Below are 12771 nucleotides of genomic sequence, written 5' to 3' on the forward strand. Positions count from 1 at the left end.
TTGGAATTAGATGTAATAAAAAAGTTAATTGAACAAACTAATAGTAAACATAGTAACTTTGTTAAAAAAGCTGATGAAGCTGAAAAATACTATAAAAATGAAAATGACATTATAAGGGATAGAAGCCCTAATAATATTGGAAAAGTAAATACAACTAATAATCCACTAAGAAATGCAGATAATAGAATACCATTTAATTGGTTTGGTTTTTTAGTTAACCAAAAAATATCATATCTGTTTACTTATCCACCTACATTTGATGTTGGAGATGATAGAGTAAATTCAAAGATAACTGATATTTTAGGCGATAGATACCCAAAAGAAGCTAAAACACTTGGCAAAAATGCTAGTATATATTCTAAAGCATGGTTACATATTTGGGTGGATGATAATAATAACTTTCAATATGCTAATATAGACCCTCGCCAAATAAGAGCAGTATATTCATCAGATTTAAACAGAAAGCTTCTTGCAGTACTTAGAGAATATAAAAAGACTGATGATAAAGGAAAAGAATATGTAATTTATGAGTATTGGACAGATGAATGTTGTTATACTTATCAAAATAAAGATGGAAATAGTAATATCAATGGATTGGAGATACTTAATAAATTTATAGAGAAAAATTTAGATAATAAACTTGAAACTCAAACTAATGTATATAAACACAATTTTGGAGAAGTTCCATTTATCGAATTTCTAAACAATGATTTAGAGGTAAGAGATTTAGATAATGTTAAACACCTCATTGATGTATATGACAAGGTTTATAGCGGTTTTGTGAATGATATTGAAGATATACAAGAAGTTATTTTCGTTCTTACGAACTATGGAGGTGCAGACTTAACAGAGTTCTTAAAAGGACTTAAAGAATATAAAACTATTGATTTACAAAGTAGTGGTGCAGATGATAAGAGTGGGTTAAGTACAATTACAATAAATATTCCAATTGAAGCTCGAGATTCACTTCTTAAAACAACAGAAAAGCAAATCTATGTCCAAGGTCAAGGTGTTGACCCTAAACCCGAAAACTTTGCCAATACAAGTGGTGTAGCACTCAAATTCTTGTACACTTTGTTAGAATTAAAAGCAGGACTTATGGAAACAGAGTTTAGATTAGGGTTTGCTAAACTAGTAAGAATGATATGTAGACATTTAGGATATTCTCCTAAAAGGGTTTTGCAAACTTGGACTAGGAATATGATTCAAAATGATTTAGAACTAGCTGAGATATGCTCTAAGAGTGTTGGAATAATATCAGAAAAGACTAATTTAAAAAATCATCCGCTTGTAGATAATGCAGAGGAAGAAGAAAAACAGATTAAAAAAGAAAATAGCCAACAAGAATATGATGATTTAATTCCTAATCAAGACGGTGGCATAGATGAAACATAATGATTATTGGAGAAAGAGATTTGAACAATTAGAAGAAGCTCAAAATAACAAAAGTGTAAAATATTATCTTGAATTAGAAAAGCAATATAAACTAGCTATAAATAGTATAGAAAAAGATATATTAGCATGGTACAACAGATTTGCCAAAAATGAAGGAATATCTTTATTAGAAGCTAGGAAACTACTAAATACAAGAGAACTAGAAGAGTTTAAATGGAGTGTAGAAGAATATATTAAATATGGTAAAGAAAATGCTATAAATCAAAAGTGGATGAAAGAGTTAGAAAATGCTAGTGCAAGAGTTCATATAACAAGGCTTGAAGCTTTAAAGTTACAAATACAGCAACAAGTGGAAGTGCTTTATGGAAATGAACTTGATGGTATTGATAAATTAATGAGACATATTTATACAAGTGGATATTATCATGCAGCTTTTAATGTTCAACAAGGAGTAAACGTTGGTTGGAGTTTAATGAATCTTGATACTAATAGAATAAATAAAGTTATCTCTAAACCATGGACTAGTGATGGATTAAATTTTAGTGAAAGGATTTGGGGCAAACATAGACCTGCTTTAATTAATGAGTTACATACTAAGCTAACTCAATCAATTATTAGAGGTGAAAATCCAAAGAACCTAGTAAATGACTTTTCTAAGAGATTTAATGTATCTAAATCACAAGCTAAGAATTTGATAATGACTGAATCAGCTTTCTTTGCATCAGCTTCAAGAAAAGATTGTTTCAATGATTTAGATGTAGAGAAGTATGAGATTATTGCCACACTAGACTTAAAAACATCAAATATATGTAGAGAGTTAGATGGAAAAGTATTTGATATGAAGGATTATCAAGCTGGAGTTACAGCTCCACCATTTCATTGTCATTGTAGGACAACAACAGCTCCTTGGTTTGAAGATGAAGAAGGTTACAGAGCAGCAAAAGGAGAAGATGGAAAAACATATTATGTACCATCTAATATGAAGTATAATGAGTGGTATGAGAAACATATAGAGGGTAGACTTGGAAAAGAAAAAGCTGATACTCTTAGAAAAATGCAACTAAATGAGAGTAAAGATAGAAAACAATTTGAAGAATATAAAAAGGTATTAGGAAATGAAATACCTTCTAAATTTGATGAATATCAACATATGAAGTATAATGATACTATAAGGTATGAGGAAGCTAAAAAGCTTTATAAGGATGTAAATTGGCAAGTTAAGAATCAGAGAAATTTAACTAGTGGAAGTGTTCATTCAGTGCCATTTGAATCAAAACCAAATAGTGTATTTGATAATTACAAAGATGGTAAATTAATTCAAAGAAGATACTATGGTAATACAGGAAAACCTAGATTAGATTTAGACTTAACTGACCATAGAAACCCAAAGCAACATAAAATTGTACCTCATAAACATGATTGGTTAGCTGATGAAAATAACCATGATAAGGTAAAAAGAGAGAAGGATATGGAGCTTACAAAAGCTCATAAAATAGCAAACAAAGATATTTTGAAAGGAGAGTAAAATGGATAATAAATTTAAGAATTTACAACATTTAATTGATTCTATTGATTTAGGATTAGATATAGAATTTGACTTATATAATAAACCATATAATATATCTATTGGAGATGATGATACAAGGTTTATTACTCTTTGCCCTAATGGAGATACAAAGTATTATAAAAATGGTAAGGATATGGTTGATAATTACAACATTGATGGTAAATTACTAAAGGATTTATGGAAAGATATACAAATAGTAAATATGTAAAAGCACTTGCTAAGTTATAAATTAGTAGGTGCTTTTATTATGTAAAAATTTATTGAGAGGGTGATTTGAAATGCTTAAATTATATATTTTATCAATAATTGTGTTTTGTACAGGGCTTTATTTATTTAAAATGAAGATTGATAGTAATGAGGAATTGATTGAGATTCTTAAAAATAAAAAAGTGAGAAGAAAGTGTAATTTTATTTTTATGGCTTTATTTCCACTACTTAATTTTATTTTAGGTGTGATATTTATCATATCTTCTTTACTAGTTAGCAATGAAGATATGATTAAAAATTTAAAGGGGGATAAATAATATGGCTAAATTTAAAAAGAAATCAGAGGAAGTAGAAGCTTTTAAATGGATATTAGGAAGTCCTAATACTCCTATATGGTTTTATCAAGCTTTTGAGAAGGGAACTATATGGCTTGATGAATCTTTAAACTCTATGAATCGTAAAGGTGAAGTAAAGAAAACTATCTGTATAAAATATAAAAATGGAGTTATTAGGGCAACTAATGGAGATTTTATTATAAAAGATAGTGAAGGCAAGATTTATTCATGTACATTTAGTGAATTTGAGAAGTTATATGAAAATTTAGAAAGAGGACATAGATATGTTGATGAAGATAACAACAAGAAAAATAAATTAGAACTTTCAGCTAAATTGGAACTAGATACAACTGATTTTGAGGAAAATATAAAAAGTGCTACAAAAGAAATTGAAACACTCAATGAAGTAGTAGATAGATTAGAGAAAAAATTAAATAGAATATTTGCAAAAGAAAATAAAGTTGATATAGATAGTATTGTAAAACAATTAGAGGAACGTCTAAGAGAAAGTATTGAATAAGTTTTGAGGGATGGAAATATGTTTAAAAAGAAATATATTAAAAAGCCAAGCAAAATAAGTGTTAGAAATATTATGGCATTTATTATTACAGTTGTTGGTATAGCTTTAGGTGTTTTTATAGGTATCAACATAATCATGGCTCATGTTTTAGGTATAGCTAACATGGTAGATAATAATACTTTTACATGTGTTAGATTAGTTTATGGCTTAGCAGGAGTTATAAGTGGGTATTTGATAGGAAAAGCAATATACCTTATAGCTTCGCTAATAAGCCATATTATTTATGAATAATTTGTTCAAAGATTTTTTATTTTGTAAGAAATGAAAGGAGGGTTGTATTATTGAAAGAGTATGTAATTTGGTTTAAGAGTGGAAATTGTGTATCTGGAATAACAAACGAAGATGTTACTGATAAGTTAATGAAAGATTTTATGGAAGCTGACTCAGATTGTAGGTATTTGAAAGGGTATTTAGATGAAGATGGAACAACTGTAATAGATTTATCACAAATAGAAGCTATATCAATAAATAATTGTAGTGAGAATAATATTGGTTTTAGTAAGTCCTAACAAGGGCTTTTTTATTTTCTAAAAATGAAAGGAGAATTAAATAAAATGAAAAAAGGTGAACTAATTGCACTAGGTCTTAGTGAAGAAGATGCAAAGAAAGTAGAAGCTGAATCATTAAAAGAATTAGAAAATTATATTAATAAAATTGAGTATGAAAAGGTAAAAGAGGAACTAAAAGCCTCTAAAGAAGCAATTGAAGGTTTTAAGGATGGAATGACAAAAGAGCAGATTGAAGAGCTTAAAAAAGGCTATGAGACTAAATTAACTGCAAAAGATGAAGAATATCAAAAGAAATTAAAGGAAAAAGAACAAAAAGAGTTTGATATGGCGTTAGAAAATGAACTTATTAAACTTAATGTTCATAGCACTAAAGCAGCAAAAGCAGAACTTGATTTAGAAAAAATAAAATATGAAAATGGTACTTTTACAGGACTAAAGGAACAGACTGATACTTGGTTAACTCAAAAATCTTTCTTAATAAAAACAGGAGAGACTAAGATAAATTACAGCCCCGATAATGGCAATAAAAATACATTAAGTAGAGCTGAAAATATTGCTAAAGAAAAGAATGAGGAAGGTTCTAAAAATCCATATGCTGACGCATGGAGTATAAAATAAAAAGGAGGATAAAGTATGTATTTTAAAGAGGTAAATTTTGATAACACACCCGAGTTTCTAGCTTCTCAACACTATATTAACTTTTCAAAAACAGCATTAGATACAGATGTAGTGGCTGATGAAAATGGAAAGAAATATGTGTTAGCAGGTAGTTTATTAGGTGAGAGTGGCAAAGTGGTAAAGATAACCAGAGGAGGTTCTTCGGGTAGTTATACATACACATTATCAGAAGACCCTGTAGGAATAGTTTTTTCAACTGTAGATGTTACTTATGGACCACAACCAGTTGCATCAATGGTGGAAGGCTATGTAATAATCGAAAGATTGCAAGGTGAGTATGTAAAAGAAGCTATAGAAACTATAAAGACAAAATTACCAAATATTAAATTTATGTAGGAGGATGAAATATGGCAAGAGTAGAAGAATTATTGTCAGTTCAAGAGCTGATAAACTATACAAAGACTAGAAAATTAAAAGAAACAATGGGAGATTTATTATTTCCAACTCAAAAGATAGAAGGACTTGAAATAAAGATGATAAAAGGTGCATCTAATCTTCCAGTATCAGCAAGTGTTCATGCTTTTGATACAGAAGCAGAGATTGCATCAAGAGAAGGTGCTAATTTAAGTATTGCTGAACTTGCACTTGTGAAAAGAAAAATTAAACTAGATGAAAAAGATATAATTGTACTTGAAGAGCCAAGAAACTCACAAGAAGAAACTCAAATGATAAATCAAATATTTAATGATGTTGATAACCTTGTATCAAGTGTAAATACTAGAATAGAAGCAATGAGAATGGAAGTTTTATCAACTGGAGAACTTAATATAAATGAAAATGGAGTTAAAGCTTCTTTAAAATATGGAACTCCAACAAATCATAAAGAAACAAAAACTTGGTCTAGTGGAACACCAGATATATTAGGAGATATTTATAATATGACTGATAAAATAGTTGTTGATACTGGATTTACTCCAACAAGGTCATTAACTTCTAAAACTATTTTAAATATAATCTTAAGAGATGAAAAACTAAGAAAAGCTATATTTGGTGTAAATAGTGATAAACTACTTACTTTAAATGAATTAAATACATTTTTAGTTTCTCAATCTCTTCCTCCTATTTTTACTTATGATGAAAGATACAGAGTACAAGGCAAGGATGGTAAGTACACAACAAAGAGATTCTTAGATGAAAATAAGTTTATTCTTATGCCTGACGGCAAGATGGGAGATACTTTCTTTGGGCTAACAGCAGAGGAATTAGAACTTAGAAAAAACCCAGCAATAGATATTAGTTCAGTTGGAAATATAATTGTAGAACAATACTCTACTGCTGACCCAGTTGCTAAGTGGATAAAAGCAGTTGCAACAGCATTACCTAGTTTTCCTTATGCTGACCAAGTGTTTATGGGTACAATAAATTAGAGGTGTTGATATGGAAGTTGAAAGACTAAAAAAACTTTTAGGAATCAGTAAGGAAGATTATTCAAAAGAGATGATATTAGAGTTTATATTAGAAGATGTGGAGGAAATAGTTAAAAATTATTGTAATGTATCTGTTATTCCCGAAGGGCTAAATAGTACTGTTTTAAGGATGGCTATAGATATGTATAAAAATGAGAATCTAGGAAGTGAAGATATTGCACTAGGTTCTATTTCTTCTATATCAGAAGGTGATACATCAGTTTCATACAGAAGTTCAGCTAGTGAATTTAAGGAATCGTTACTCAAAGATTATAAGTCACAATTAAACAGATACAGAAAAATTAGGTGGAAATAATGATGGATAAGACTAGAAAAGCAATAGAAATGTTATACAGAGATAAATGTACTATAATTGAGTATCAGCCAGTCAAAGACCCTGTGACAAAACGAACTAACAATAAAGAAGTGATTGTATTAGAAAATCAACCTTGTAAGCTTTCATATAAAAACATTAATTCTACAGAAGAAGGAAAAGTAGCTAAACTTGCACAAACCATCAAACTCTTTATATCTCCAAACATAAGCGTTAAAGCAGGTTCAAAGCTTATTATAACTACTCAAAATAACATAACAAGAGAGTATGTAAGAAGTGGAGAATCAGCTATATATCCAAATCATCAAGAAATAATACTTGAGTTATTTAAGGATAAAGCATAATGGCTAGATGGGGCAGTGTTGATTTTAGAGAGTTTAAAAGAGTTTGTAAAAAGATGGAGAAGCTTACAAAGATTGATTTAGATAAGTTTTGCAAGGATGCAGCAAGAGAATTAGCAGCACGATTACTTGGGAAAGTAATTAGAAGAACACCAGTTGATACAGGATTCTTACGACAAGGATGGAATGGAGTGGCTTATGCTAGGTCGCTTCCTGTGTATAAACAAGGAAATAATTATATTATAGAAGTTGTTAATCCGACTGAATATGCAAGTTATGTAAATTTCGGGCATAGAACTAAAGATGGTAAGGGATGGGTTAAAGGACAACATTTCTTAACAATTTCAGAGATGGAACTACAAAGTCAAGTTGATAAGATTATAGAGAGAAAGTTATTAATCTTGTTGAAAGGAGTATTTGATGCTTAATAATATAATTGATGGAATATCTATTAAATTAGATAAATCATTTGGAAATGAATATACAATTTATAGTGAAGATGTGGAGCAAGGTATAAATGAACCTTGTTTTTTTATTGTTCCTTTAAATCCAAGCAAAGTATCATATCCAAGTGGCAGGACATTAAAAAAGAACTCTTTTGATGTACATTATTTTCCTCGTTCAAAAGATAAGAGTTTTGAAATAAATGAGGTAGCTGAGATGCTACTTGAGGAATTAGAGTATATAGAAATTGATGGAGATTTAGTTAGAGGCACAAATATGAATTTTGAAATTATAGATAATGTTCTTCATTTCTTCGTTGATTATAACTACTTCACTATAAAAAGTAATGATACAGAAAAAATGAATGATGTTGAATTATTTGGTGGTTTGAAGAGAGGTGATAATTTTGAATAAAACATTAAGCAAAGAAGATGACTACAAGTTTACTAAGGAGCAAATAGTTAATTCTAAGAAGTATGTAAATAGAAAAGACTTATTAAATGCAATTTTAAAAGAAAATGAGTTATATTCCTTCTCAGAAGTAGAGGAAATAATAAATAATTTTATGAAAGGAGTGAGTTAGATGGCTTTAGGTGGAGGAACATTTGTAACACAAAATAAGGTCCTACCTGGTGCATATATAAATTTTGTAAGTGCTACAAGGGCAACCAGTTCATTATCGGATAGAGGTATTGTTGCAATGCCTTTAGAGTTAGATTGGGGCATAGATGAAGAAATTTTCACAGTAACCAGTGATGATTTTGAGAAGTATTCAACTAAGTATTTTGGATATGATTATACTCATGAGAAGCTGAAAGGTTTGAGAGATTTATTCAAAAATATAAGGTTGGGATATTTTTATAAATTGAATAAAGGTGTTAAAGCTAGTTGCAGTATTGCTACAGCTAAGTACTCAGGTACTAGAGGTAATGATTTAAAAGTTATAGTTACAACAAACATTGATGATAACACTAAGTTTGATGTTGTAACACTTTTGGATAATAAGAAAGTAGATACCCAAATAGCAAAAGTTATTACAGACTTACAGGACAATGACTATATTACTTGGAAGAAGGATACAACACTAGAAGCAAGTGCAGGGCTTGTATTTACTGGTGGAACTAATGGCGAATCAGTCACAGGAGCAGAGTATCAAGCTTTCTTGGATAAAATAGAAAGCTACTCATTTAATGCACTAGGCAGTTTGGCTACAACAGCAGAAATTAAAAGTTTATTTGTAGAGTTTACTAAAAGAATGAGAGATAAAGTAGGAGCTAAGTTTCAAACTGTACTATATAAAAAGAATGATGCAGATTACGAAGGTGTAGTATCTGTAGAAAATAAAGTTAAAGATACTGGGTTATTAGAATCTAGTTTAGTTTATTGGACTACTGGAGCTATAGCAGGATGCGATATAAATAAATCTAATACTAATAAAAAGTATGATGGTGAGTTTGATGTTGATGTAAATTACACACAAATACAACTTGAAGAAGCACTAAAGAGTGGTAAATTTATATTTCATAAAGTTGGTGATGAAGTTCATGTGTTAGAGGACATAAATACTTTTGTATCATTTACAGATGATAAAAATGACGATTTTTCAAGTAACCAAAGTGTTAGAGTACTTGACCAAATTGCTAATGATATTGCAACTTTATTTAATGAAAAGTATTTAGGTAAAGTTCCGAATGATAAGGCAGGAAGAATAAGTTTCTGGAATGATGTTGTTAAACACCATAAAGAATTAGAGAATATAAGGGCAATAGAAGATTTTAAAACTGATGATGTTAGTGTGGAGCTTGGAAATGACAAGAAAACAGTTATAGTGAGTGATGCGGTTAAGGTTATAAATGCTATGAGTAAGCTTTATATGACTGTTTCAGTTAGTTAATTAGGAAGGAGAATATTAGAATGGCTAAAAATATTACTATGAAGTCAAAAGATGCAATAAGTGCATCTTTGGCAGAATGCTATGTTACCATTGAAGGTAAAAGATACCTTCTTATGCAGTGTATCAAGGTAGAGGCTAAATTTAAGAAGAATAAAAGTAAGATACCAATTTTAGGGCAAACAGGAAAAGGAAACAAAACTACTGGATGGGAAGGCACAGGAAGTGCAACTGTTCATTATAATACTTCTATCTTTAGAAAACTTATGCTTAGATATAAGGAAACTGGAGAAGATATATATTTCGATATGCAAATTACTAATGAAGACCCAACAAGTTCAGTAGGTCGTCAAACTATTATATTAAAAGATTGCAATATGGATGAGGTTACATTAGCTAAATTTGATGCAGATAGTGAATATTTAGATGAGGATATAGATTTTACTTTTGATGATTGGGATATGCCAGAAGAATTTAAAATTTTATTAGGTATGATATAGAATACACATTTATAAATTATAGATGTGTGTTTTTTATGTAAAAATTAAAATAAAAGGAGAATTAAGAAATGAGTAATTTAAGTGCTTTTTTAAGTCAAAATGCAATAAAAAATGAGAATGTAATGTATGTGGCAAGCGATAGATTTTTAGACGAAGGAGGAAAGCCAGTTGAATGGGAATTAAGAGTTTTATCTTCTGAGGAAGATGAAGTATTAAGAAGAAACTGTACCAAAAGAGTGAAAGTGATTGGCAATAATGGGAAGCCAACAGGTCAATTCACAAATGAAATTGACTACAATAGTTATGTAGCAGAGTTATGTGTAGCATCTACAGTATTTCCAGATTTAAAGGATGCCGAACTCCAAAATAGTTATGGAGTGATGGGAGAAGCTCAGTTATTAAAAACAATGCTTACAGCAGGTGAGTATGTAAATTATACAGTAAAAGTTAACGAAGTTAATGGATTTGATACAACATTTGAAGATAAAGTAGAAGAAGCAAAAAACTAATTAGGGGCGGTGATTTTGATGCTAGCATCACTCATTATTGTATCCAAAAATTAAAGTGGAAACCTAGTGAATATATGAATTTAGAAGTTAATGAGAGAGCATTAGCAGCCGCCTCAATACTTATAAAGATAGAAGATGAAGAGGAAGCAATGAAAGAAGCTGAAAGAGAGAGAAAGAGGGGACGAAGAAGATAGCAAAATAAAAAAATAAATATAGAATAGGTAAAATATGTAATAATTATATGTTATAATATTTTTAGCAAGAAGATGTAATCTACAATTTATAGAGTGGAGTTCATACTGGGATAAAACCTACTTCCTAATGAAAGGAGGTGGGAAGTATGAATAACTTTTTACTTAATGTAATAGCTGGCGTTATTGCTAGTTTAATATTTTGCTTAATTTGTAAAGTATTTCTAAAAGTAAAAAGCCACTCAACTCGTGGCAAGAGTAAAAGTGGCTGGGAATTTGATTTTAAAATCAAGTTCCATAAGTTCAAATAGATTCATTTAATTATGAACTTCACTCTACCGCAAAATAGATTGTAGTTCTTCTTGCTTTTATTATACCACAAATTAGAAAAAATATTGTTTATATAAAATAAAAAATAAAAATTTTTATTAAAAAATTGAAAACTTGATTATAAAGCAATTAATTTATAAAATATATATAAATAAGTAGGTATTTATTTACTTGAATTTCATTGTTTATATAAAAAAAATGGAAAAATATGTAATAATTATATGTTATAATAATTGTAGCAAGGATAATAATCGAAAGTGCGAAGGGTGATTATTTTCATATTAAACGCCAAATTCCAAATAAGGAAGGAGGTGAAATTATATGATAGGTTTTTTATTAAGCATACTAGCTGGTGTTATATCAGCTTATATTTATGACAAAATAAAAAATCACCCAGACGCCAATAAGGGTGATTTAAAAAAATAATTCTTTAAATCAATTTTGATGGAAATAGCTACTCTTGTATAAAGTAAATTATTTCCTTGCTTTTATTATACCACAAATTGGTACAGATATTCAAAAATAATATTTTTATGATATAATAAAAATGTAGAGATTTTGCAGTGAGCAATATTTGCGATAAATTGAAGTTTAACAATTGGAATACAAGGTATTGAGGGTGTGTGATAAATGTTATCAATTGCACTACTCATGGTTCACTGCAAATTTGAGAGAGATGCGTATGTGTAGGTATTGGAAATGCCAAGTTTATTTTGGGGTTTTAGATTAACTATATGGAATGTAAATTAACCTTTTTATTGTTGTTGTTATTCTTATTGTTATTCGTTTTAGATTAACTATATGGAATGTAAATGTTGTAAGAAGTATCATTCTATTTTTTAATCTTTCTGTTTTAGATTAACTATATGGAATGTAAATAGTACATATAATGAGTCTTTAACATCAGTTATGAAAGGTTTTAGATTAACTATATGGAATGTAAATGATTGTACTTTAGCGTCTGCACTAGCTTTGTCTATCGTTTTAGATTAACTATATGGAATGTAAATTATTTTACAGATGAACAATTACAGTTACTTCTTGAATGTTTTATATTAACTAAGTGGTATGTAAATAATGGAAGCAAGATAATTTTTAAAGGTATGGATAATTGTTTTATATTAACTATGTGGATTCAAAATTAAATAGAAAAAAGAAAGCACTTACTTAAATAGTAGGTGCTTTTGTTTTGCTCAAAATTGGTCGGTTGAGTAAAATAATTAGAAAAAATTGGGATAAGTTATTGACTTTTTGGAACACAAATAATATAATTATATTATGGAACACAAAAAGTGAGGTGAAACAATGAGTTCTAAAATGGGAAGACCAAAAGTTGATAATCCTAAAAATATTGATGTCAAAGTAAGATTTGATGAAAATACTCATAAAAAATTATTAGATTATTGTGAGAAAGAAAATCTTACTAGAACAGAAGCAATAAGAAAAGGAGTAGACTTACTTTTGGAGGAAGATAAGTAAAAAAGTAGCCCAACGCCGACCAAAGCATACTGGACTACTTAACCTAGAGTTATCTCTATATGAAATATTCTATCA

At 29.1% G+C, this 12771-nt stretch carries 20 protein-coding genes; all 20 read left to right on the top strand.

What is annotated here, in order from left to right:
• The 20 genes from CDIF1296T_RS01740 to CDIF1296T_RS01840 all read left to right on the top strand — a co-directional run bounded on the left by CDIF1296T_RS01740 (nucleotide 1) and on the right by CDIF1296T_RS01840 (nucleotide 12696).
• Nucleotides 1-1395, top strand: a complete 1395-nt coding sequence (locus CDIF1296T_RS01740; protein WP_018112737.1) for a phage portal protein — start codon at nucleotides 1-3, stop codon at nucleotides 1393-1395.
• Nucleotides 1385-2920: a minor capsid protein gene (locus CDIF1296T_RS01745; protein WP_018112736.1), complete on the top strand. Its 1536-nt coding sequence runs from the start codon at nucleotides 1385-1387 to the stop codon at nucleotides 2918-2920. Before CDIF1296T_RS01740 ends, CDIF1296T_RS01745 begins: the two co-directional genes overlap by 11 nt.
• A gap of 1 nt (nucleotide 2921) precedes the next feature.
• Entirely contained in the window at nucleotides 2922-3170 is a 249-nt protein-coding gene (locus tag CDIF1296T_RS01750; RefSeq protein WP_009888832.1) for a hypothetical protein, read from the top strand.
• 70 nt (nucleotides 3171-3240) lie between these two features.
• On the top strand, nucleotides 3241-3486 hold the full coding sequence (locus tag CDIF1296T_RS01755) for a hypothetical protein (protein WP_018112735.1): 246 nt from the start codon (nucleotides 3241-3243) through the stop codon (nucleotides 3484-3486).
• A gap of 1 nt (nucleotide 3487) precedes the next feature.
• Nucleotides 3488-4024, top strand: a complete 537-nt coding sequence (locus CDIF1296T_RS01760; protein ID WP_018112734.1) for a hypothetical protein — start codon at nucleotides 3488-3490, stop codon at nucleotides 4022-4024.
• Between the two features lie 18 nt (nucleotides 4025-4042).
• Nucleotides 4043-4315, top strand: coding sequence for a hypothetical protein (locus tag CDIF1296T_RS01765; protein ID WP_018112733.1), 273 nt, complete (start codon nucleotides 4043-4045; stop codon nucleotides 4313-4315).
• A gap of 50 nt (nucleotides 4316-4365) precedes the next feature.
• The gene (locus CDIF1296T_RS01770) at nucleotides 4366-4593 is read left to right on the top strand and encodes a hypothetical protein (protein ID WP_018112732.1); all 228 of its coding nucleotides are present in this window, start codon (nucleotides 4366-4368) and stop codon (nucleotides 4591-4593) included.
• A gap of 45 nt (nucleotides 4594-4638) precedes the next feature.
• Nucleotides 4639-5211, top strand: a complete 573-nt coding sequence (locus CDIF1296T_RS01775) for a phage scaffolding protein (RefSeq protein ID WP_018112731.1) — start codon at nucleotides 4639-4641, stop codon at nucleotides 5209-5211.
• A 15-nt stretch (nucleotides 5212-5226) separates the two neighbouring features.
• The gene (locus CDIF1296T_RS01780) at nucleotides 5227-5607 is read left to right on the top strand and encodes a hypothetical protein (RefSeq protein WP_018112730.1); all 381 of its coding nucleotides are present in this window, start codon (nucleotides 5227-5229) and stop codon (nucleotides 5605-5607) included.
• An 11-nt stretch (nucleotides 5608-5618) separates the two neighbouring features.
• Nucleotides 5619-6638, top strand: a complete 1020-nt coding sequence (locus tag CDIF1296T_RS01785; RefSeq protein WP_018112729.1) for a major capsid protein — start codon at nucleotides 5619-5621, stop codon at nucleotides 6636-6638.
• A 10-nt stretch (nucleotides 6639-6648) separates the two neighbouring features.
• On the top strand, nucleotides 6649-6993 hold the full coding sequence (locus tag CDIF1296T_RS01790) for a phage head-tail connector protein (protein WP_018112728.1): 345 nt from the start codon (nucleotides 6649-6651) through the stop codon (nucleotides 6991-6993).
• 2 nt (nucleotides 6994-6995) lie between these two features.
• A complete protein-coding gene (locus CDIF1296T_RS01795) occupies nucleotides 6996-7355 on the top strand; it encodes a hypothetical protein (protein ID WP_021412343.1) in 360 nt (119 codons plus the stop codon).
• A complete protein-coding gene (locus CDIF1296T_RS01800) occupies nucleotides 7355-7780 on the top strand; it encodes an HK97 gp10 family phage protein (RefSeq protein ID WP_018112726.1) in 426 nt (141 codons plus the stop codon). The genes CDIF1296T_RS01795 and CDIF1296T_RS01800 overlap by 1 nt, the downstream gene beginning before the upstream one ends.
• Nucleotides 7773-8210 carry a phage tail terminator family protein gene (locus CDIF1296T_RS01805; RefSeq protein WP_018112725.1) on the top strand — a complete coding sequence of 146 codons (438 nt, stop codon included), beginning with the start codon at nucleotides 7773-7775 and terminating at the stop codon, nucleotides 8208-8210. The genes CDIF1296T_RS01800 and CDIF1296T_RS01805 overlap by 8 nt, the downstream gene beginning before the upstream one ends.
• The gene (locus CDIF1296T_RS01810) at nucleotides 8194-8379 is read left to right on the top strand and encodes a hypothetical protein (protein ID WP_022621924.1); all 186 of its coding nucleotides are present in this window, start codon (nucleotides 8194-8196) and stop codon (nucleotides 8377-8379) included. Before CDIF1296T_RS01805 ends, CDIF1296T_RS01810 begins: the two co-directional genes overlap by 17 nt.
• Nucleotides 8380-9690, top strand: a complete 1311-nt coding sequence (locus CDIF1296T_RS01815) for a phage tail sheath family protein (protein ID WP_009896640.1) — start codon at nucleotides 8380-8382, stop codon at nucleotides 9688-9690.
• Between the two features lie 20 nt (nucleotides 9691-9710).
• Entirely contained in the window at nucleotides 9711-10187 is a 477-nt protein-coding gene (locus CDIF1296T_RS01820; protein ID WP_018112724.1) for a phage tail tube protein, read from the top strand.
• A gap of 68 nt (nucleotides 10188-10255) precedes the next feature.
• Nucleotides 10256-10696, top strand: a complete 441-nt coding sequence (locus CDIF1296T_RS01825; RefSeq protein WP_018112723.1) for a phage tail assembly chaperone — start codon at nucleotides 10256-10258, stop codon at nucleotides 10694-10696.
• A gap of 340 nt (nucleotides 10697-11036) precedes the next feature.
• The gene (locus CDIF1296T_RS01835) at nucleotides 11037-11198 is read left to right on the top strand and encodes a type I toxin-antitoxin system toxin (RefSeq protein ID WP_003429855.1); all 162 of its coding nucleotides are present in this window, start codon (nucleotides 11037-11039) and stop codon (nucleotides 11196-11198) included.
• A gap of 1324 nt (nucleotides 11199-12522) precedes the next feature.
• Nucleotides 12523-12696, top strand: coding sequence for a hypothetical protein (locus CDIF1296T_RS01840; RefSeq protein WP_018112722.1), 174 nt, complete (start codon nucleotides 12523-12525; stop codon nucleotides 12694-12696).
• Nucleotides 12697-12771: the final 75 nt, after the last annotated feature.

Origin of the sequence: Clostridioides difficile ATCC 9689 = DSM 1296, from assembly GCF_001077535.1 — a bacterium.
Lineage (GTDB): Bacteria > Bacillota > Clostridia > Peptostreptococcales > Peptostreptococcaceae > Clostridioides > Clostridioides difficile.